Origin of the sequence: Streptomyces sp. NPDC087263 (assembly GCF_044744645.1) — a bacterium.
Classification (GTDB): domain Bacteria; phylum Actinomycetota; class Actinomycetes; order Streptomycetales; family Streptomycetaceae; genus Streptomyces.
This window is the reverse complement of sequence record NZ_JBIUYT010000007.1, coordinates 209,685-230,262: the sequence shown is the minus strand read 5'-3', so window position 1 is coordinate 230,262 and position 20,578 is coordinate 209,685. Positions and strand designations below refer to the sequence as shown.

At 70.2% G+C, this 20,578-nt stretch carries 15 protein-coding genes; 12 read left to right on the top strand and 3 right to left on the bottom strand.

Annotation, left to right across the window (positions count from 1 at the left end; genetic code table 11):
- Window positions 1-331: 331 nt before the first annotated feature.
- From ACIPC1_RS23680 to ACIPC1_RS23650, 7 genes are all read left to right on the top strand, one after another.
- The gene (locus ACIPC1_RS23680; protein ID WP_402520022.1) at window positions 332-814 is read left to right on the top strand and encodes a cupin domain-containing protein; all 483 of its coding nucleotides are present in this window, start codon (window positions 332-334) and stop codon (window positions 812-814) included.
- Window positions 811-1,731, top strand: coding sequence for an acyl-CoA thioesterase (locus ACIPC1_RS23675; RefSeq protein WP_402520020.1), 921 nt, complete (start codon window positions 811-813; stop codon window positions 1,729-1,731). Before ACIPC1_RS23680 ends, ACIPC1_RS23675 begins: the two co-directional genes overlap by 4 nt.
- A gap of 59 nt (window positions 1,732-1,790) precedes the next feature.
- Window positions 1,791-3,500 carry an AMP-binding protein gene (locus ACIPC1_RS23670; protein WP_402520578.1) on the top strand — a complete coding sequence of 570 codons (1,710 nt, stop codon included), beginning with the start codon at window positions 1,791-1,793 and terminating at the stop codon, window positions 3,498-3,500.
- A gap of 14 nt (window positions 3,501-3,514) precedes the next feature.
- The gene (locus ACIPC1_RS23665; protein ID WP_402520018.1) at window positions 3,515-5,887 is read left to right on the top strand and encodes a bifunctional salicylyl-CoA 5-hydroxylase/oxidoreductase; all 2,373 of its coding nucleotides are present in this window, start codon (window positions 3,515-3,517) and stop codon (window positions 5,885-5,887) included.
- Window positions 5,888-5,913: 26 nt separating this feature from the next.
- The gene (locus ACIPC1_RS23660; protein WP_402520016.1) at window positions 5,914-6,711 is read left to right on the top strand and encodes a cyclase family protein; all 798 of its coding nucleotides are present in this window, start codon (window positions 5,914-5,916) and stop codon (window positions 6,709-6,711) included.
- Window positions 6,708-8,354 carry a thiamine pyrophosphate-binding protein gene (locus ACIPC1_RS23655; RefSeq protein WP_402520014.1) on the top strand — a complete coding sequence of 549 codons (1,647 nt, stop codon included), beginning with the start codon at window positions 6,708-6,710 and terminating at the stop codon, window positions 8,352-8,354. The genes ACIPC1_RS23660 and ACIPC1_RS23655 overlap by 4 nt, the downstream gene beginning before the upstream one ends.
- A 289-nt stretch (window positions 8,355-8,643) precedes the next feature.
- Window positions 8,644-9,702, top strand: a complete 1,059-nt coding sequence (locus ACIPC1_RS23650; protein ID WP_402520012.1) for an Ldh family oxidoreductase — start codon at window positions 8,644-8,646, stop codon at window positions 9,700-9,702.
- A gap of 129 nt (window positions 9,703-9,831) precedes the next feature.
- Here the strand turns inward: ACIPC1_RS23650 and ACIPC1_RS23645 are convergent, their stop codons facing one another.
- Both ACIPC1_RS23645 and ACIPC1_RS23640 read right to left on the bottom strand, forming a co-directional pair.
- Complete coding sequence (locus ACIPC1_RS23645; RefSeq protein WP_402520010.1) at window positions 9,832-12,201, bottom strand: FtsX-like permease family protein; 2,370 nt, start codon at window positions 12,199-12,201, stop codon at window positions 9,832-9,834.
- Window positions 12,198-12,890: an ABC transporter ATP-binding protein gene (locus tag ACIPC1_RS23640; protein ID WP_402520008.1), complete on the bottom strand. Its 693-nt coding sequence runs from the start codon at window positions 12,888-12,890 to the stop codon at window positions 12,198-12,200. Before ACIPC1_RS23640 ends, ACIPC1_RS23645 begins: the two co-directional genes overlap by 4 nt.
- A gap of 217 nt (window positions 12,891-13,107) precedes the next feature.
- Between ACIPC1_RS23640 and ACIPC1_RS23635 the strand changes: the two genes are divergently transcribed.
- The 5 genes from ACIPC1_RS23635 (at window position 13,108) to ACIPC1_RS23615 (ending at window position 19,699) form a co-directional block, all read left to right on the top strand.
- On the top strand, window positions 13,108-14,436 hold the full coding sequence (locus ACIPC1_RS23635) for a sensor histidine kinase (protein ID WP_402520006.1): 1,329 nt from the start codon (window positions 13,108-13,110) through the stop codon (window positions 14,434-14,436).
- Window positions 14,421-15,128: a response regulator gene (locus ACIPC1_RS23630; protein ID WP_402520004.1), complete on the top strand. Its 708-nt coding sequence runs from the start codon at window positions 14,421-14,423 to the stop codon at window positions 15,126-15,128. The genes ACIPC1_RS23635 and ACIPC1_RS23630 overlap by 16 nt, the downstream gene beginning before the upstream one ends.
- A gap of 171 nt (window positions 15,129-15,299) precedes the next feature.
- Window positions 15,300-16,529 (top strand): formyl-CoA transferase, encoded by a 1,230-nt coding sequence (gene frc, locus ACIPC1_RS23625; protein ID WP_402520002.1) that lies wholly within the window; start codon window positions 15,300-15,302, stop codon window positions 16,527-16,529.
- A 207-nt stretch (window positions 16,530-16,736) separates the two neighbouring features.
- Window positions 16,737-19,025 carry an FdhF/YdeP family oxidoreductase gene (locus ACIPC1_RS23620; RefSeq protein WP_402520000.1) on the top strand — a complete coding sequence of 763 codons (2,289 nt, stop codon included), beginning with the start codon at window positions 16,737-16,739 and terminating at the stop codon, window positions 19,023-19,025.
- 122 nt (window positions 19,026-19,147) lie between these two features.
- Window positions 19,148-19,699, top strand: coding sequence for a beta-class carbonic anhydrase (locus tag ACIPC1_RS23615; RefSeq protein WP_402519998.1), 552 nt, complete (start codon window positions 19,148-19,150; stop codon window positions 19,697-19,699).
- A 16-nt stretch (window positions 19,700-19,715) separates the two neighbouring features.
- On the opposite strand, the gene ACIPC1_RS23610 is transcribed toward ACIPC1_RS23615, so the two are convergent.
- Window positions 19,716-20,411 (bottom strand): GntR family transcriptional regulator, encoded by a 696-nt coding sequence (locus ACIPC1_RS23610; protein WP_402519996.1) that lies wholly within the window; start codon window positions 20,409-20,411, stop codon window positions 19,716-19,718.
- Window positions 20,412-20,578: the final 167 nt, after the last annotated feature.

The following is a 20,578-nucleotide window of genomic DNA, read 5'->3' as shown; positions in this document are numbered from 1 at the left end:
CCTCCAGGGGAGTTCGGACCGAGTTCCGATCCGTCCGGCGATGCGTATTGACAATAAATGACGACGGTGAAAAATACGAGACATGACGTGTTCGGTCCCACCAGCCCGGCGGCACCGGTTACCGACGCCGCCACGGCCGTGCCACGACAACGGCAACGCCCGTGCCACGACTACCGAAGCGCCCGTGTCACGACAACCGAAACGTCCGTGTCACGACAACCGAAACGTCCGTGTCACGACAACCGCAACGCCCGTGTCACGACAACCGCAACGCCCGTGTCACGACTACCGAAACGGCCCGTCCCACGACAACCGAAACGGAGCCGACTCCGTGGAGCCCGACCTCAGCAAGTACCGCCTCGAAGGCGACAACTCGATGTACCGACTGCCCAGCGGTCTCGTCGCCCCCGTCGTGACCCGCGGCGGCTCCGAGGACGGGGGCGCCGCGGATTCCGGCGGCGCCGTCCGGATCTCGGGCGTGAGCATCCAGCACACCCCCGCCACCAGACTCTGGTTCGGCAAGGTCAGCAACGACCCCGGCTACCGCTCGGTCACCCACCACCACGGCGAGGCCGAGACCGGCGGGTACGTCCTGTCGGGCAGCGCGCGCATCTACTTCGGCGAGAAGTTCGAGGACTACGTCGACATGGAAGAGGGCGACTGGGTCTTCGTACCGCCGTTCATGCCGCACGTCGAATGCAACCTCTCGCGGACGAAACCGCTGACGTGGATGACGACCCGGACACCGGAGAACATCGTCGTGAACCTCCCCGACATCGCCGACGCCGACCTGCGTGACTGGCTCGACCGATGACTACCGCCGACGGCACCTCGGACACCGACTTCACCTCGGAAACCTTCACCAGGGCCATCGCGCTCACCCCTGCCGAGCCCGAGCACTTCGACCTCGCCTTCACCGCCGTCACCCAGCCGTGCCCGTGGCCCAAGGCATACGGCGGTGATCTGGTCGCGCAGGCCGCGGCCGCGGCGATGCGGTCGGTGAACGACGGCAAGTCGCTGCACTCGATGCACAGTTACTTCCTGCGCCCGGCCGACATCGGGGCGAGCGTGCGGTACGAGGTGGAAGTACTGCGCGACGGCCGGGGCTACAGCACCCGGCAGGTACGCGGCTACCAGAACGGCAAGCCGCTCTACGTCTGCCTCGCCAACTTCGCCGCGGGCGAGGCCGGCGGCACCTTCGAGGCGCCACTCGCCGAGGTCGTCCCGGATCCCGAGGAGCTGCCCGACTCGGCGGCCTACCTCGCGGAGCGCGCCGGCGGCACGATGACCGGCGAGTCGAAGGCCTACTGGTCCGGCGGCCGCAGCTTCGACATGCGGCATGTGCCAGGACCCGTCTACCTCACCGTCGAGGGCAAGCAGCTGCCGCACCAGGCGGTGTGGCTGAAGCCGTTCGACCCGCTGCGTTCCGTCGAGGGACTGACCGACGCGCAACGGGACCTGGCCGCCCTCGCCTACGTCTGCGACTACACGATCCTCGAACCCGTCCTGCGGGTGCTCGACCTGCCCTGGGCCAAGCCCGGGCTGATCACCGCCAGCCTCGACCACGCCATGTGGTTCCACCGTCCGGGACCGGTGGGCGGCTGGCTCCTCTACGTCCAGGAAGCGGTGGCCGCGGACGCGGGCCGCGGACTGGGCACGGGCCGCTTCTTCACCCGCGACCACCGTCACCTGGCCACAGTTGTCCAGGAGGGCATGATCCGCACCGCCTGATCCGCCGCCCCCGTCGGCGGGCTCCCGGAAGGACTCCTCCGTTGTCTCCTTCGACTCCGTTGTCCCTTTCGACCTCGGCGCACCTGGACACCTTCGCCCGCGACCACCTGCCGCCCGCGCACCTGTGGCCGACGATCGAGTTCACCACGCCCGAACTCCACTACCCGGACCGGCTCAACGCCGCCACCGAGCTCATCGACCTCCCCGTGTCGACGTACGGGGCCGACCGCCCGGCGCTGCGTACCCCGGCAGGGGAGACCTGGACGTACGGCCAACTCCGCACGCGCGCCAACCAGGTTGCCCAGGTGCTGACCGAGGACCTGGGTCTGCTCCCCGGTCAGCGTGTCCTACTGCGGGCGCCCAACAACCCCTGGGCGGTGGCGTGTTGGCTTGGAGTGCTCAAGGCCGGTGGTGTCGTCGTGACCACCATGGCGGCACTGCGGGCCCGCGAGATCGTCCCGATCGTCGAGCGGACGCAGCCGTCCATAGCCCTGGTGGACCACCGTTTCGCCGAGGACGCCCATGCCGTCCGGGACAGCACCCTGCCGTCGCTGGCGGTGGTGGAGTACGGCGGCAGGGGCCCCGGTGATCTCGTCGAGCGCGCCGCGGGCAAGTCCGGCGACTTCATCAACGTGGCGACCGCCGCGGACGACGTGGCACTTCTCGGGCCGACGTCCGGCAGCACCGGCACTCCGAAGATCACCATGCACTTCCACCGCGACATCCTGTCCATCGACAACACCTTCGGCCGCCACACGCTGAAGCTCCTCCCGGAGGACCTGGTCGCCTGCACCGCCCCCTTCGCCTTCACCTTCGGCCTCGGCATGCTCGTCGTCTTCCCGCTGCGGGCCGGCGCCTGCGCCCTGCTGACCGAGGCCGCCACCCCGCCGCAACTCGCGGAGCTCGTCGAGCGGGAGGGCATCACCGTGCTCGCCACGGCGCCCACCGCGTACAAGGCGATCGTGCGCGACGGGCAGGAACAGCGGCTCGCCGGGCTGCGGGCCGGAGTGTCGGCCGGCGAACACATCGCCCAGGACACCTGGGAGCGGCTGCGCGACAGGCTCGGACTCAGGGTCATCGACGGAATCGGCGCCACCGAGCTGCTGCACATCTTCATCTCGGCCGCCGGAGACGACATCCGGCCCGGTGCCACCGGGAAGCCGGTACCCGGTTACCGCGCGGCCGTCCTCGGCCCCGACGGTGCGGAACTCGGCCCCGGGGAACCGGGGTTGCTGGGCGTCATCGGTCCGGTCGGCTGCCGCTACCTCGGCGACGAGCGGCAGAAGGACTACGTCGTGAACGGCTGGAACGTCACCGGTGACATCTTCCACCGGGACGAGGACGGCTACTTCTTCTACCGGGCCCGCAGCGACAACATGATCGTCTCCTCGGGCTACAACATCGGCGGGCCCGAGGTCGAGGCCGCCGTCGACACTCACCCCGACGTACTGGAGTGCGCCGTCGTCGGCAGGCCCGACACCGAACGCGGCTCAGTCGTGTGCGCCTTCGTCGTGCTCCGCGACGGTGTGCCGGGCGACAAGGCCAAGGCCAAGGAGATCCAGGACCACGTCAAACAGGTCCTGGCTCCCTACAAATACCCGCGCGACGTGCGGTTCTGCGACTCCCTGCCGCGCAACACGAGCGGCAAACTCCAGCGCTTCGCACTCCGCAGGATCATCGAAGCCGAGCAGGCGGAGCAGGCCGAGGGCCAGCAGCCCCAGCAGGCCGCCGCGCCCACCGCACCTCCCGCGCCCGGCGGCGAGCAGTGAGAGGAACAACCCCCTTGAAGATCGCGATCATCGGCGGTGGCCCCGGCGGCCTCTACCTCGCTGCTCTCATGAAACAGCTCGACCCCGCCCACGACATCACCGTCTGGGAGCGCAACGCCCCCGACGACACCTTCGGTTTCGGCGTGGTCTTCTCCGACGAGACGCTCGGTGGCATCGAGAACTCCGACACCGAGTTCGCCGACGCCATGGCGCGGCACTTCGCCCGATGGACCGACATCGACATCCACTTCCGCGGCGAGAGCCACACCGTGGGCGGCCAGGGCTTTGCCGCCATGAGCCGCAAAGAGCTGCTCCGCCTGCTCCAGGAGCGCTGCCGCGACCTCGGGGTCGCCGTGCACTTCCGGACACCCGCCCCCGAAGGGCTGCGTGCCTCGCACGACCTGGTGGTCGCCGCCGATGGTGCCAACTCCCTTGTCCGGGCGGCCCATTCGGATGTCTTCCGCCCCACTCTGGACCGCCGCCGCAACAAGTACATGTGGCTCGGCACCGACCGGGTCTTCGAGGCCTTCCAGTTCTTCGTCAAGGAGACCGAGTGGGGGACCATGCAGGTCCACGGTTACCCCTACTCCGACAGCGGTTCCACCTTCATCGTCGAGATGCACGAGGACGTCTGGCGCCGCGCCGGCTTCGACGCCACCGAGGGGGTCGAGTTCGCGCCGGGGGTCTCCGACGAGCAGGCCGTGGCGCGCATCCGGGACCTCTTCGCGGAAGAACTCGCCGGTCACCGTGCGTTCGCCAACAACTCGAAGTGGCTCAACTTCACCACCGTACGCAACGAACGCTGGCACCACGGCAACCTCGTCCTGGTCGGCGACGCCGCGCACACCGCGCACTTCTCGATCGGTTCGGGGACCAAGCTGGCGATGGAGGACGCGCTCGCCCTCGCCGCCTGCCTGCACGAACACCCGGACGTGGAAACCGCGTTGACCGCGTACGAGGCCGAGCGGCGGCCCGTCGTCGAGTCCACCCAGCGGGCGGCGCAGGCCTCGCTGGAGTGGTTCGAGAACATCGGCATGTACGTCCACCAGGAGCCGACCCAGTTCTGCTTCAATCTGCTCACGCGCTCGCGTCGTATCACCTACGACAACCTCCGTGCCCGCGACGAGGACTTCGCCGGCCGGGTCGACGCGGCGTTCGCCGCCTCCCAGGGGCGCGACGGTGGCGTACCGGCGATGTTCCAGCCTTTCCGGCTGGGGGAGTTGGAGCTGAAGAACCGGGTGATCGTCTCCCCGATGGACATGTACTCCGCGGAGGACGGCGTGCCCGGCGACTTCCATCTCGTGCACCTCGGCTCCAAGGCCATGGGCGGCGCAGGACTGGTGATGACGGAGATGGTCTGCCCCTCGCCGGAGGGCCGGATCACCCCCGGCTGTGGGGGGCTGTGGACCGACGAACAGCGCGACTCCTGGGCGAGGATCGTGTCCTTCGTCCATGACCGGAGCACCGCGCGCATCGGCCTCCAGCTCGGTCACGCGGGGCGCAAGGGTTCCACCCGGCTCATGTGGGAGGGCATGGACGAGCCGCTGCCGGAGGGGAACTGGGAGGTCGCCGGACCCTCACCGCTGCCGTACGGCGCCCGATCGGCCGTTCCCCGTGAGCTCACCCGCGCCGAACTGGACGCAATCGTCGGCGACTTCGTCGGTGCGGCCCGGCGTGGCGCCGAGGCGGGCTTCGACCTGCTCGAACTCCACTGTGCGCACGGCTACTTGCTGTCCTCCTTCCTGTCGCCGACCGCGAACCGGCGCACTGACGAGTACGGCGGCTCGCTGGAGAACCGGCTCCGGTTCCCCCTGGAGGTGTTCGACGCCGTGCGCGCCGCCTGGCCCGCCGGGCGGCCGATGATCGTGCGCATCTCCGCGACCGACTGGGTGCCCGACGGCAACACCGAGCACGATGCCGTCGAGATCGCCCGCGCCTTCATCGCGCACGGGGCGGACGCGATCGACGTCTCCTCGGGCCAGGTCACCAAGGACGAACGGCCCGCGTACGGCCGCTCCTACCAGACACCGTTCGCGGACCGGATCCGGCACGAGGTCGCCGCCGCCACCGGTACGGCGGTCATCGCGGTCGGCGCCATCGCCTCGTACGACGACGTGAACTCGATCCTGCTCGCGGGCCGCGCCGACCTGTGCGCCCTCGGCCGCACCCATCTCTACGACCCGCACTGGACTTTGCACGCGGCGGCCGAGCAGGAGTACCGGGGCGAGGCGGCGCAGTGGCCGGTGCAGTTCGGCGCCGGGCGCCGCAAGCCGCCGACCTCGCGCACCGACGCTGTACGGCCGCGGCTTTCGCTGTTGCGGGCGGACGGGTCCGAGCGGAACGTGCATCTACGCTGGACGCCGTCGCGTGAACCGGCAACCGTGTGACTGCGTCGTCGCCCCAGGAGGATTTCATGCCGCCCGAGCCGCCCGTGCCGTCCGTCCTCGCCGCCCTGGTAACCGCGTTGCGGGACGGGTCGGTCGAAGTCGTCGACCTCACCTCACCGCTCTCCGCCGCCACGCCGGTGATCCAACTGCCTCCCGAATTCGGCCAGACGGCGGTGTTCGAACTGGAGGAGATCAGCCGGTACGACGACCGCGGCCCGGCCTGGTATTGGAACAACTTCCGCAGCGGTGAGCACACCGGCACCCACTTCGACGCACCGAACCACTGGGCCACCGGGAAGGACCTTGGCGACGTGGCGTCGGTGCCGGCGCGACGCCTGATCGCACCCGCCGCGGTGATGGACTTCTCCGCCGAGGCGGCGCAGGACCCCGACTTCCTCGTCGAGGTGGACCATGTGAAGGCCTGGGAGGCCGAGCACGGACCGCTGCCGGACGGCGGCTGGCTGCTGTTGCGTACCGGCTGGGACGCCCGGTCGCATGCGCAGGAGCCGTTCCTCAACGCCGACGAGAACGGCCCGCACACCCCCGGGCTGTCAGCGGACTGCGCCCGCTGGGTGGCCCAGGAGTCGCCGGTCATCGGCCTCGGTGTGGAGACGGTGGGCACCGACGCCGGAGCCGCGCACTCCTTCGACCCGGCCTTTCCCTGTCACTCGTATCTCATGGGCAGCGGCAAGTACGGGCTGACCCAGCTGCGGAACGTGGCCGAACTGCCGCCCACCGGCGCTGTCGTCATCGCCGGACCGCTGCCCATCGTCACGGGGTCGGGCGCTCCCGCGCGGGTGCTCGCCCTGGTGGAGCGGTCATGAAGGTCGCGGAAGCCGTCGGCAGGGCGCTGGTGGTGGCCGGGGTCGAGCGTGTCTTCGGCGTCGTCGGGTCGGGCAACTTCCATCTGACCAACGGCATGTTGGCGGCGGGCGCACGGTTCGTCGCCGCGCGCCACGAGGGCGGCGCGGCCACGATGGCCGACGCGTACGCGCGGATGAGCGGCACGGTGGCGGCGCTGACCGTGCACCAGGGCCCCGGCCTGACGAACGCACTCACCGGTATCACCGAGGCAGCCAAGAGCCGTACGCCGCTGGTGGTGTTGGCCGCCGAGGTCACCGAGCCGAGGTCCAACTTCCATATCGACCAGGAGGCGTTGGCCCACGCGGTGGGCGCGCTGTCGGCCCGGGTGACCTCGCCTGAGGACGCGGTCGAGGAGGCGTGTGCCGCCGTACGGCGTGCGCTGCACGAACGACGGACCGTACTCCTCAACCTGCCCTTGCCGGTGCAGGCCCTGGATGTCCCGGACGGTGCGCTGGACCTGGCCGCCCCGCCTGCCGCGCGGGCCGCGGTCGAGCCGACGGCAGCCGACACGGCAGCACTGGTCGAGGTACTGGAAGGGGCCCGACGGCCGGTCTTCGTGGCCGGCCGGGGAGCGCGCACCCCCGGCGGCCGGGACGCCGTCGCCGAACTCGCCCAGCACTACGGCGCGTTGCTCGCGACCTCGGCCGTCGCCCGCGGGCTGTTCCACGGCAACCCGTGGTCGCTCGACGTGTCCGGCGGCTTCTCCTCGCCGTTGGCCGCCGAGTTGATCCAGGGGGCCGACCTGATCGTGGGCTGGGGCTGCGCCCTGAACATGTGGACCATGCGGCACGGCAGCCTGATCGGCGCGGACACGACCGTCGTGCAGGTCGACGACGAGGCGTCGGCGCTCGGTACCCACCGGGACGTACAACTCGGCGTCACCGGCGATGTGGAGCTCACGGCGCAACGCGTGCTGGACGGTACGGGAGGCGGCGGCCGGCGTCAGGGATACCGGACCGCCGACATCAGGACGGCCATCGCCGCACGCGGTCGCTGGCGAGATGTGCCCTACGACGACACGAGCACCCGTGAGCGGATCGACCCGCGCACGCTGAGTATCGCGCTCGACGATGTCCTTCCCGTCGAGCGGGTGATCGGCGTGGACTCCGGCAACTTCATGGGCTACCCGAGCATGTATCTGTCGGTGCCGGACCACAACGGCCTCTGTTTCACCCAGGCGTTCCAGTCGATCGGCCTCGGGCTCGCCACCGCGATCGGTGCGGCGCTCGCGCGGCCGGACCGGTTGCCGGTGGCCGCGCTCGGTGACGGCGGCGCGCTGATGAGCGCCGTCGAACTCGATACCGTACGGCGGCTCGGCCTGCCGATGGTGGTCGTCGTCTACGACGACGAGGCCTATGGAGCGGAAGTGCACCACTTCGGGCCCGGTGGATACCCGCTCGACACGGTCGAGTTCCCGCCGACGGACATCGCGGCCGTGGGCCGGGGATACGGCTTCGAGGCGGTGACCGTGCGCACGTCGGCGGACCTGAAGGCGGTGGAGGACTGGGTGGCCGGTCCACGGTCGGCGCCCTTGCTCATCGACGCCAAAGTGGTCGGTGACCGCGGGGCCTGGTGGCTGGAGGAGGCGTTCCGCGGGCACTGAGTATCGGATGCGGAGGACGCCACTTCCTGCGGAAAACGGTCGACGATCCGTGTTCCGGGGACTGACGAACCGTGTCCTGCGGGAAGACGATCCGTGTTCTGCGGAAAGTGGATGGCGAATCGCGTTCCGCGGATAGCGGGGCAATTCGCACGGGCCTACATTTCTGGCAGCTTCACTGCCGTCCACGGAATCGCGGTCACGGATGCCGGCCGTGGAGGGTCGCTGATGCCGACCGTGGGGAACGAACTTCAGTCACCACGTGTCTTCAGTCACGACGTGTGGAGACCCCATGAGCGCCCGTTTGACTGTCTCGCCCGACTGGCTGGTCGAAGCCGTCGGTTCGGTGCTCGCCGCCGCGGGCCTCAGGCCGAGGGCCGCGACGGCGGTGGCCCGGGGCCTGGTGGAGGCGGACCTCCGCGGTACACCGTCCGACGGCGTGATGCTGGTACCCATGTACGCCGAGCGGCTCCGCAAGGGTTCCGTGGGCACCCATGAGAGCGCCGAGGTGGTGCACGACATGGGGGCGATCGCGGTGCTGGACGCCGGGCATGCCCTCGGCCGGCTCACCGGTGACCAGGCGATGGACCTGGCCGTCCTCAAGGCCCGCACCTACGGGATCGGAGTGGTGACGGTATGCCACGCGTTCCACTTCGGCGGCGCCTACCGCTATGCGCGCACGGCCGCCTACGCGGGCTGCATCGGTATCGCCGCGGCCAACAGCAGCCCGCTCGTGCCCGGCCCGGGCGGAACGGCAGCGGTGCTGGGCGAGAACCCCCTCGCCGTCGCCGTCCCCACCGAGAACGGCGAGCCGATCCTCCTCTCGTCGGCCCTCTCCGAAGCGGCACTCGGCGAGGTACGGCTCGCCGCCCGGCAGGGAGGGCCGATCCCGCGGACCCGGGCCGGCGACCGTGCGGGGACGCCGTCGGCCGACCCGGTCGAGGCACTGGCCGGACTGCTGCTGCCCGCGGCCGGACACATGGGGTACGGGCTCGCACTCGTCGTGGACATCCTGACCGGCGTACTGTCCGGCGGGAGTTTCGGCAGCGGTGTCCGCGACCTGAACGCCGACACCTCGGAGCCCGTCGACTGCGCGCACTTCTTCCTCGCGCTGTCCGTCTCCGCGTTCGGGAACCGGGCCGCCTTCGAACAGCGCGTCGCCGAGCTCGCCGCGCAGATCACCGGCCCGCCGAAGGCGTCCGGCACCGAACGGCCGGTGCTGCCCGGACAGTTGGAGGCCGAGCGGAAAACCGCGGCACGCCGCGCCGGAGTCCCCCTCGACGCGAAAGTCCTCGCCGCGCTGCGGGAGACCGCCACCACGGTGGGCATCACGCTGGGCGCCCCGTCGTAGGTCCTGTCGTCACATTCCCGTCGTCGCCCGCGAGGCGGACGGGAATGTGACGACAGGACCTGGCGACACCCTCGAACGGCATCCTGTTGGTGCTGGAACCGGCTCGGCCTCCATGAGGTACTCCGCTAACTACTCCGTGCGCAGAGCCGTCGCCGTCCGCGTCCTTGCCGCCCAGCCCGCCGGAAGCAGCGCGCCGAGCAGCGCGATCGTGATCCCCGCCAGCCCCAGCAGGACCAGCTGCCACGGCTCGTACACATCGAGGACCGACGACGGCAGATTGGTGCCCGCGGAGTGCCCCATCACCGGCAACACGAAGCCGTGCAGGGCGAATCCGAGCGGTACGCCGACCAGACCGCCGAGTACGCCGATCCCGGCCACCGAGGCGAGCACGAGGCTCACGGTCTGCCGCGGTGACATGCCGAGCGCCTTGCAGACGCCCAGGTCGTGGACGCGCTCCCGGGTGTCCAGGACGGCGGAGTTGAGGACGCCGAGGCCGGCGACGGACACCAGCATCAGGGTGAGGAGCACCGCCATCGCCTCAAGGATGAGGATCATGCTCTCGCCCCCTGAGGCGGAGTTGACCATGACTTGGGCGCCCAACGGCTCCACCTCCGCGGTGAGTTTCTGGGCGTACTCGGCGGGGGAGACCCCCGGTTTCACCTCGATGAGGAACGACTCGGGCTCCGCCGCCTCGAAGTTGGCGAGGTCCGCGTGGAGGTGCATGCCGTCGTCCGAGGTGTCGAAGGCCTCGCCGACGATCCGCAGGGTCTTGGTCTGCTTCTGGTACGTCACCCGCACCGTGTCACCGATCTCGGTGCCGGTCCTCTCCAGGAAACCCGTGGGCACCACGACCTGCCCGGTACCGGTGATCCAGTGCCCGGAGATCATCTCGTAGCTGCCCGCGCCCAGATCGCCCTGGTAGAGGTTGGCCCGGACCGAGCCGGAGACCCCGGCGACGGTGACCTCGGGCTGGGTCATGCCGTAGTACGAGGCGGTGCCCGCCTGGGCCTCGATGGCGGCGCGCACCTTCGCCGGGTCGGCGTCAGGGGTGTCCGGCATGCCCCCCGCGGGGACACGTTGGCCGGGACCGGGGCGCGGCCCGCCGCTGACCACGGTGACCGCGGCGCTCTCCTCGGGATCCGCCGCATTGCCGACCGCGGTCAGCGACTGGGTCAGCCCCACCGCGAACGTCGCCGCGACCGTGCCGAAGGCCACCGCGAGCAGCATCGCGAGGGTGCGGACCGGGTGCGCGAACGGGCTCGCGAGGCCGTAGGTCACCGCCCGCGGCAGCGGCAACCGCCCCGCCGCCCGGTGCGCCCACTGTCCGCGCCCCGTACGCGGCGCCCGGCCGACGGCGATGGCCTCGACCGTACGCAGTCTTCCCGCCCGCAGTGCGGGGACCAGCGCCGCGATCCCGACGACGGCCAGCGCGGCGGCCGCCACCACGACGTCCACCCACCAGGCCACGGTCAGCGAGACACTGCCGTACGCCCGCTCGGTGTCCTCCAGCAAAGGCACGGCCAGCAGGTTTCCGAGGACGACCCCCAGTGCGATACCCGCGACCGCCGGGATCAGCGCCTGGGCGACGTAGGCGCGCACCACCTCGAGCGGTGTGAAGCCGATGGCCTTGAGGATGCCGATCCTGCGCAGGCCGGTGCCGACCGCCCCGCTGACCACACTGCCGACGATGATCACCGACATGACGATGCCGAGCGCACCGAAGGCGAGGAGGAAGGGGATGGTCGCGGCCGCGCCCTGGTCGGCGGCGCGCTTGGTGTCCAGATAGGACGTGGTGCCGATCAGCGCCCCGGACGGCACGGCGGCGGCGAGCGTCTTGCGGGCTGCGGCGATCTGCGCCTTCGTCCCTGCCGCGTCGAAGCGGTACAGCATCTGGCTGGTGACCGGGCTGTCCTTCGATCCCAGCGCCCTGACCTGCGCGGGGGTCGCCCACGCGTCGGCCGTCTTGCTGGCGGACACGGCGAGTCCGACCACCGTCAGGGTCTCGGCGTCCGCGGCGTCCGAGGTCCGCAGGGTGGTGCCGAGCTTGAACGCGGGTCCGGCGAACTCCACGGACAGCACGATCTCGCCCGGCTTCGCCGCCCACCGGCCCGACCTGAGCTCCAGGTCGTCCACGTCGCTCCGGGGCCCGGACCGGCCGACGACGGTCAGCGTCGGCGCATTCGGCCCGTTGATCACCGTGGTCGGGTACGGCCCCGCGCTCGCGGTGACTCCGTCCAACTGCCGGGTGGCCTTGAGCCGGTCAGCGCTCACCTTGGACGGGTCGAACTCCGCGGTGAGGTGCGCACCGTGCTGCTTCGCGAAGGCGTGGTCGAAGGGCGCGCTCGCGGCGACCATGAGCGATCCGGCGACCACGGCGGAGGCCACGGCCATCATCGTGGCGATGGCGATCACCACGGTCTGCACCCGGCGCCGCCCCACCCCGGAACGTACGACCCGGCCGAGTGCGCCGGTGCCGAATCTGCTGCCGAAGCGGCTCATCGGACCGCCTCCGCGTGGGTGTCGAGGGCGAGATGGCCGTCGACCAGATGAATGGTGCGGCTCGCACACGCCTGAGCCAGCGCCAGGTCGTGCGTGACCAGCACGATGGTCTGGCCGCCCCGGTGCAGGTCCACCAGCAGCTCCCGTACGTCCTGGCCCGAGGCGGTGTCGAGGGCGCCGGTCGGCTCGTCGGCGAGCAGCAGCGCGGGCCGGTTGACCAGCGCCCGGGCGACCGCGACCCGCTGGCGTTCGCCGCCGGAGAGTCGGCCCGGGTAGGCGCGGGCGTGCTTCTGGATGCCGAGGGCCTCCATGAGCTCAGCGGCACGGGCCGCCGTTTTTCGCCGTGCGCTGCCCGCCAGTTGGGCGGGGAGCTGGATGTTGTCGGTGACGGTGAGGTCGTCGAGCAAATTGAAGAACTGGAACACCATGCCGATCTGCTCGCGGCGGAACCGGGCCAGCGCGTGCTCGCTCAGTTCGTTCAGCCGCCGGCCGGCCACCGACACGGTTCCCTCGGTCGCCTTGTCCAGGCCCGCGACGAGGTTCAGCAGCGTGGACTTGCCGCTGCCCGAGGGGCCCGTCACGGCGAGGGCCTCGCCCTTCTCGACCGAGAGCGTGAGCGGTCCGAGCGCGGGTGTGCCGGAGCTGTCGTAGCGCTTGGCCACGCTCTCCAGTTGGATCACCTGGGTCATGGGAGTCGTCCGTCCTTGGGCTCGTGAAGGGGTGTGTTGCCGGGCTCAGCGAACGTAGGGGCGGGCGCCGACCGGGCGCGTCGGCCGTGGCACCGACATACGGCCCTCCCCGCGGAGGACCCGGCCGCAGGGTCATCCCTGCGAAGTACGCCTCCGGGGCAGTGACTTGGTCGCGCAGGCGGACGCGGGCAGGGCGAGAGGGCCACACAATGTGCTGATGGGGACGGAGACGGAGGACCGGCGCGGATGGCGTCAGCAACTGCGCGGCGCGCTGCGCCCGGACGCGAAGCCCGCCCCGCTGTCACGGCGGGCGGTGCGCGCCGACGTGGTGCTGGCGGTCGTACTGACCGTCGTCGCGCTGATCGTGGCGGCGCGCTATCCGGGCGACGGGCCGGTACGCATCGTCTCGAAGGACGAGTACGGGTTCCCGGCCCCGCCGCGGCCGCCCGCCCCCGGTGAGCGACCCGCGAAGGGTGAGATCCCGTCCGTGCCCTGGTTCCTGGTCGTCCTGTCGGCGCTGCCGCTGGCGGCCATGCGCAGGTATCCGCTGACCGTGTTCGCGGTGGTGATGGCCGCGGCGCTGGCCATCGGCGGCGACGCCTCCTGGATCAACGTGTTCACCATCGTCATCGGCGCCTACAGCGCGGTCATGTACAGCCGTTACCGGGCGGGCGCACTGGCCGGCCTGGTCGTCGCCGCCGTACTGGCCGGCCTGGCCTTCCGGGAGGCGGAGCCCATGCTGCCGGGGTGGTCGAGTCCCGCGGTCGTGCTGCTGGTCGCCGGGGTGGGGGCCGGCCTCGTCCGCTTCTCGCGGCGGCGTCTTGCGGCCAGCCGTGACCGGTTCACGGAGCTGCAGAAGGCGCAGGAGGAGACCATGCGCCGGGCCGTCGAGGAGGAACGCGCCCGGATCGCCGCCGAGTTGCACGACGTCGTGACCCACAATGTGAGCGTGATGGTGATCCAGGCGGGGGCGGCACGCAAGGTGATGGACGCGGCGCCGGAGCGGTCGAAGGAAGCACTGCTGGCGGTGGAGGCCGGGGGCCGCGCCGCGATGGCCGAACTCCGGCATGTGATGGGCCTGTTGGCCGCTCCGGACACCGGCCGCGCCGACAGCCCCGCCGACGGACTTGAACCGCAGCCCGGCCTCGGACAGCTCGACGCGCTGACCGAGCGGGTACGCGCCGCGGGGACACCGGTCGGCGTCGCGGTGTCCCTGCCGCCGGACCCGCTGCCGCCCGGGGTGGAGCTGGCGGCGTACCGCGTGGTGCAGGAGGCGCTCACCAACACGATCAAACACGCGCCGGGCGCCGACGCCTTCGTCACGATCGGCTACGCCGACGACTGCCTGGAGATCGAGGTCATGGACAACGGCGCCGCCCACGACTCGCCGCCCACCGACCACGACTCCCCGTCGGCGGACGGCAACGGCCGCGGGCTGATCGGGCTGCGCGAGCGCCTCGCGGTGTACGGCGGTGAACTCACGGCCGGGCCGACCCTCGCCGGCGGATACCGGATCAAGGCCCGCGTCCCGTGGCGGACCACGTGAACAGGCCAACGCTGCGCGCCGTCATCGCGGACGACCAGGCCCTGGTGCGGACGGGCTTCGGGATGATCCTCGCCGCCGACGGCATCGAGGTGACGGCCGAGGCGGCCGACGGGGACGAGGCGGTCGCCGCCGTCCGGCGCACTCGTCCCGACGTCGTCCTCATGGACATCCGGATGCCGCGGATGGACGGCATCGAGGCGACCCGGCGGATCCTCGCCGGCGCGGGACCGGGGGAGGAGACCCGGATCATCATCCTCACGACGTACGACCTCGACCACTACGTCTACGCGGCGCTCACCGCCGGCGCCAGCGGCTTCCTGCTCAAGGACGTCACCCCCGAGCATCTGGTGGCCGCCGTACGCCTGGTGCAGTCGGGCGACGCCCTGCTCGCGCCCGCGATCACCCGCAGGTTGATCGAACGCTTCGCGCACCGGGTGGAGGACCGGGCGGCCATCTCACACCGCGACCTCTCCGGTCTGACCCCCCGTGAACTGGAAGTGCTCCGGCTGCTCGCGACGGGCCTCACCAACGCCGAGCTTGCGGACCGGCTGTTCCTCAGCCCCACCACGGTCAAGACGCACGTCGGCCGTATCCTGTCGAAGCTGGACCTGCGTGACCGGGTACAGGCTGTTGTCCTCGCCTACGAGACCGGACTGATCTCGCCGGGTGGTTCGGCGGACACAGGCCAGTAAGAGCCCGCAGCTTCGGCGTCGAGGCACTTCAGCGACGCGAAATCTTGTCCACGCCCTCTGGACATCCCTCGCGTGTGCCGCAACCATGAAGCAACTCCATACGGTATGCAATCTACAGTATGGGTGCTCCGAACTCCTGAACCGGACCACGTACAAAGTGAGGCGGCGAACATGACGCAGGCTCTTGAGGGCGTGCGCGTCCTGGATATGACGCACGTTCAGTCCGGCCCGTCCGCGACGCAGATCCTCGCGTGGCTCGGCGCCGACGTGGTCAAACTGGAGGCGCCGACCGGTGACATCACGCGCACGCAGCTGCGCGACCTCCCGGACGTCGATTCCCTCTACTTCACGATGCTCAACAGCAACAAGCGCAGCATCACCCTCAACACCAAGACCGAACGCGGCAAGGAGATCCTCACCGAGCTGATCCGGACCTCCGACGTCATGGTCGAGAACTTCGGGCCGGGCGCCATCGACCGCATGGGCTTCAGCTGGGACCGCATCCGCGAGATCAACCCGCGGATCATCTACGCGTCCATCAAAGGCTTCGGCGAAGGCCCGTACACCAACTACAAGGCGTACGAGGTCGTCGCCCAGGCCATGGGCGGATCGATGTCCACCACCGGCTTCGAGGACGGCCCGCCGCTCGCGACCGGCGCCCAGATCGGCGACTCAGGGACCGGTATGCACGCCGTGGCCGGGATCCTCGCCGCCCTCTTCCAGCGCACCCACACCGGCCGCGGCCAGCGGGTCAACGTCGCGATGCAGCACGCCGTGCTCAACCTCTGCCGGGTGAAACTGCGCGATCAGCAGCGGCTCGCGCACGGCCCGCTCGCGGAGTTCCCGAACGAGGACTTCGGCGACGAGGTGCCGCGCTCGGGCAACGCGTCCGGCGGTGGCCAGCCCGGCTGGGCGGTCAGATGCGCGCCGGGCGGCCCCAACGACTATGTGTACGTCATCGTGCAGCCCGTCGGCTGGAAGCCGATCAGCGAGCTCATCGGCCGGCCCGAGCTGGCCGAGGACCCCGAGTGGGCCACCCCCGAGGCCCGGCTGCCCAAGCTCGGCAAGATGTTCCAGCTGATCGAGGAATGGACCCGCACGCTTCCCAAAATGCTGGTCCTGGAGGCGCTCAACGCCCACCACATCCCCTGCGGACCCGTCCTGTCCACCAAGGAGATCATCGAGGACGCCTCGCTCGCCGCCAACGAGATCGTCGTCAGGGTCGAGCACCCCGAGCGCGGCTCGTACGTCACGGTCGGCAATCCGCTGAAACTCTCCGACTCCCCGGTCAAGGTGGAGCGGTCGCCGCTGCTCGGCGAGCACAACGAGGAGATCTACCTCCAGGAGCTCGGCATCTCGCACGAGGAGCTGCCGCTGCTCAGGGCCCAAGGTGTGATCTGACCGACTTCCGCCCGCCGGACGATTGTCGTCCGTGCAGGTCAACGGGGGTGCCGCCCGCTTGATAGGCGGCGTTTATCACGTAGAAGTTGATGTCTCTTTGACTACTTCTCGCGGCCTGGCCGAAGCTGATCTAGAGCGGGAATTCGATTCCCGTCGTGGCGCCGGCTCCGTCGCGCGCGCGAGTGGCAGAGAGGCACAGGCCAGATCATGAGCACCATCGAGGACCCGGAAGACCGGCTGGAAGTCACTCCGCCCAAAACCTGGGCGACCGGACTGCCCGCCGTCACGCACGCGATCGAGTACTCGCTGGGCCAGACCTCGGTCCGGCGGACCGCCCTGACCCTGCTGAACATCAACCAGACCAAGGGCTTCGACTGCCCCGGTTGTGCCTGGCCGGAACCCGCGCCGGGCCACCGGGCCAAGAACGAGTACTGCGAGAACGGCGCCAAGCACATCAACGACGAGGCGACCTCGCGCCGCGTCACCGCCGACTTCTTCCGGGAACACTCGGTGTCCGAGCTGGACAAGAAGTCCGACTACTGGCTCAACCAGCAGGGCCGGCTGACCGAACCCATGGTCAAGCGGCCCGGCTCCGACCACTACGAGCCGATCGGCTGGGACGACGCGCTCGGCCTGCTCGCCGAGGAACTGCGCCTGCTCGACTCGCCCGACGAAGCCCTCTTCTACACCTCGGGCCGGCTCAACAACGAGGCCGCCTTCCTCCTCCAGCTGTTCGCCCGGGCGTACGGCACCAACAACCTGCCCGACTGCAGCAACATGTGCCACGAGTCCAGCGGTTCCGCGCTCAACGAGACGCTGGGCATCGGCAAGGGCAGCGTGAGCCTGGACGACATCCACCACTCCGACCTCGTCTTCGTGGTGGGCCAGAACCCGGGGACAAACCACCCGCGGATGCTCTCCGCGCTGGAGGAGACCAAGCTCAACGGCGGCCACATCGTCGCCGTGAACACGCTGCCCGAGGCCGGACTGATGCGGTTCAAGCACCCGCAGAAGCCCCGCGGAATCGTCGGCCGAGGCACCGCCATCGCCGACCAGTTCCTCCAGATCCGCCCCGGCGGCGACCTCGCGCTCTTCCAGGCGCTGAACCTGCTGATCCTGGAGGCGGAGGAAGCAAATCCCGGAACGGTCCTGGACCACGGATTCATCGACGTCTCCACGATCGGCTTCGAGGCGTTCGCCGCGCAGGCCCGCAAGGCCAACTGGGACGACATCCTGGAGGCCACCGGACTCACCCGCGAGGAGATCGAGGTCGTCGGTGAGCGGGTCCTCGCCGCGGAGAGCATCATCGTCTGCTGGGCGATGGGACTCACCCAGCAGAAGCACGCCGTCCCCACCATCCGTGAGGTCGTCAACTTCCTCATGCTGCGCGGCAACATCGGCAAACCCGGAGCGGGCGTCTGCCCGGTGCGCGGCCACAGCAATGTGCAGGGCGACCGGACCATGGGTATCTGGGAACGGATGCCGCAGAGCTTCCTGGACGCCCTGGAGCGCGAGTTCGCCTTCACCCCGCCCACCGCGCACGGCCTGGACTCGGTGAACGCCATCCGGGCCATGCGCGACGGCGAGGCCAAGGTCTTCGTCGGCGTCGCGGGCAACTTCGTCCGTGCCACTCCTGACAGCGATGTCACCGAGCGGGCGATGCGGCGCTGCCGGCTCACCGCGCACATCTCCACCAAGCTCAACCGCTCCCACACCGTCTGCGGCGACACCGCGCTGATCCTGCCCACGCTGGGCCGCAGCGACCGGGACATCCAGGGTGGCGTCGAGCAGTTCATCACCGTCGAGGACTCCATGAGCGAGGTACACGCCTCCCGGGGCCGCCTGCACCCGGCCTCACCGCACCTGCTCAGCGAGGTGGCGATCATCTCCCGGCTGGCACGGCGGACCCTGGGTGAGAACCCGTCCATCCCCTGGGAGAAGTTCGAGGCGGACTACGGCACGATCCGCGACCGGATCTCCCGGGTCGTCCCCGGCTTCGACGACTTCAGCGTCCGGGTCGACCGGCCGGGCGGTTTCCGGCTGGCCAACCCGGTGAACTCCGGCGTGTTCCCCACCTCGAGCGGCAAGGCCGTCTTCACCTGCAACGACTTCGAGATGCTGAGCGCACCCGCGGGTCACCTGCTGCTCCAGACCCTGCGCTCGCACGACCAGTGGAACACCATCCCGTACGCCATGAACGACCGCTACCGGGGCATCCACAACGCCCGCCGGGTGGTCCTCGTCAACCCGGTCGACCTGGAGGCGCTCGGGCTCGCCGACCGCAGCGAGGTGGACCTGGTGAGCGTGTGGCGCGACGGTGTGGAACGCCGCGCGGAGAAGTTCCGGGTGGTCGCCTATCCGACCACCCCCGGTTCGGCCGCGGCGTACTACCCCGAGACCAACGTGCTGGTGCCCCTGGACAGCGTGGCCGACATCAGCAACACCCCCACGTCGAAGGGGGTCGTCGTCCGGCTGGAGCCCGCGCTGGCCGCCTGAACCCTTGCACGCACCCTGGACAAGGGGCCACGGGATTACGAATACTGGCTACTTCATACCGTATACAGGCCTGAAGGCAGATCGTCTTCTTCAGGCGCTCGACCGGAGTGAGGTAGCTCAGCATGTCGACACCAGCAACCCGTCTCGCTCAGCCCACCACCACGACTCCCGACGGCGGGACGGTGACCGACCGGCTCCTGGCGGCCAACCGCGCCTACGCCGCCGGATTCGTCGACCCTGGTATGGGCGCCCGCCCGGTCCTCCGCGTCGCCGTCGTGGCCTGCATGGACGCCCGGATCGACCTGCACGCCGCGCTCGGCCTCGAACTGGGCGACTGCCACACCGTCCGCAACGCGGGCGGTGTGGTCACCGACGACACCATCCGCTCTCTGACGATCAGTCAACGCGCCCTCGGCACCCGCAGTGTCGTCCTCATCCACCACACCGGCTGCGGGCTGCAGAGCCTGACCGAGGACTTCCGGGTCGAGCTGGAGATGGAGGTCGGGCAGCGGCCGGCGTGGGCCGTCGAGTCCTTCACGGACGTCGATCAGGACGTGCGCCAGTCGATCCAGCGGGTGCGCACCTCGCCGTTCCTCCCGCACACCGACGACGTACGCGGGTTCGTCTTCGACGTGTCGACAGGGCTGCTGCGCGAGATACACCCGGGCCGGTGAGCCGCTCTCGCCCCGGTCAGCGGGTGGGGCGGGCGGTCACCGCGGCGATCTGCGCGCAGTAGAAGTCGGCGGTGTTCCGGGTGTGCCGGCCCATGAGGTGTTCGGCACGCTCGGGGTCGCCGTCGGCGATGGCATGGATGATCTGGGCGTGCTCGCTCCAGGCGTCCGTGCCGCGCGGCCTGGCGATGGGCATGTAGTACCAGCGCACGCGCCGGTCGACCTGGGGGATGAGCTCGGCGAGGACCGCGTTGCGGGACAGGTGCGTGATGTGGCCGTGCAGGGCGGCGTTCGCCTCGACGATGGCGCGGGCGTCGCCTGCCGCGAGGGCGGTGAGCCCGACCTGCTGCAGTTCCCACAGGCGCTCGACGTCGTGAGGCGTGGCGTGTTCCGCGGCCCCCCGCGCGGAGTGCGTTTCGAGGACGCCGCGGACGCTGAGGAGCTGGGCGCACTCCTCCGGCGTGGGGGAGTGCACGAAGGCGCCCTGTGCGGGCCGCAGATCGACCCAGCCGGTGGTGTGCAGCCGTTGCAGCGCCTCGCGTATGGGCTGGCGGCTGACGCCGAGATGGTCGGCGAGCTCGGCCTCGACCAGGTGCTGACCGGGCTTGAGGGAGCCGTTGATGATCAGTTCGGTCAGCGCGTCGTAGACGGCCTGGCGCAGCGGCGCGGGCCGGGCGATCGGGCCGCGGGCTGTCACGGTGGGTGTGTCGGGCATGGAACCCTCCCCGTCATTGGACTGCTGATCCCCGTTGGGTCGCCGATCCGCGTTGGACTGCTGATCCACAACCATTGGCTTCGGGATACTGACTTTAGTATGCAATAGCCATCTTGAGCGCCGCCCGTGACGCGAATATCGCGGAAATCACCTCGTTCGCCAATTGC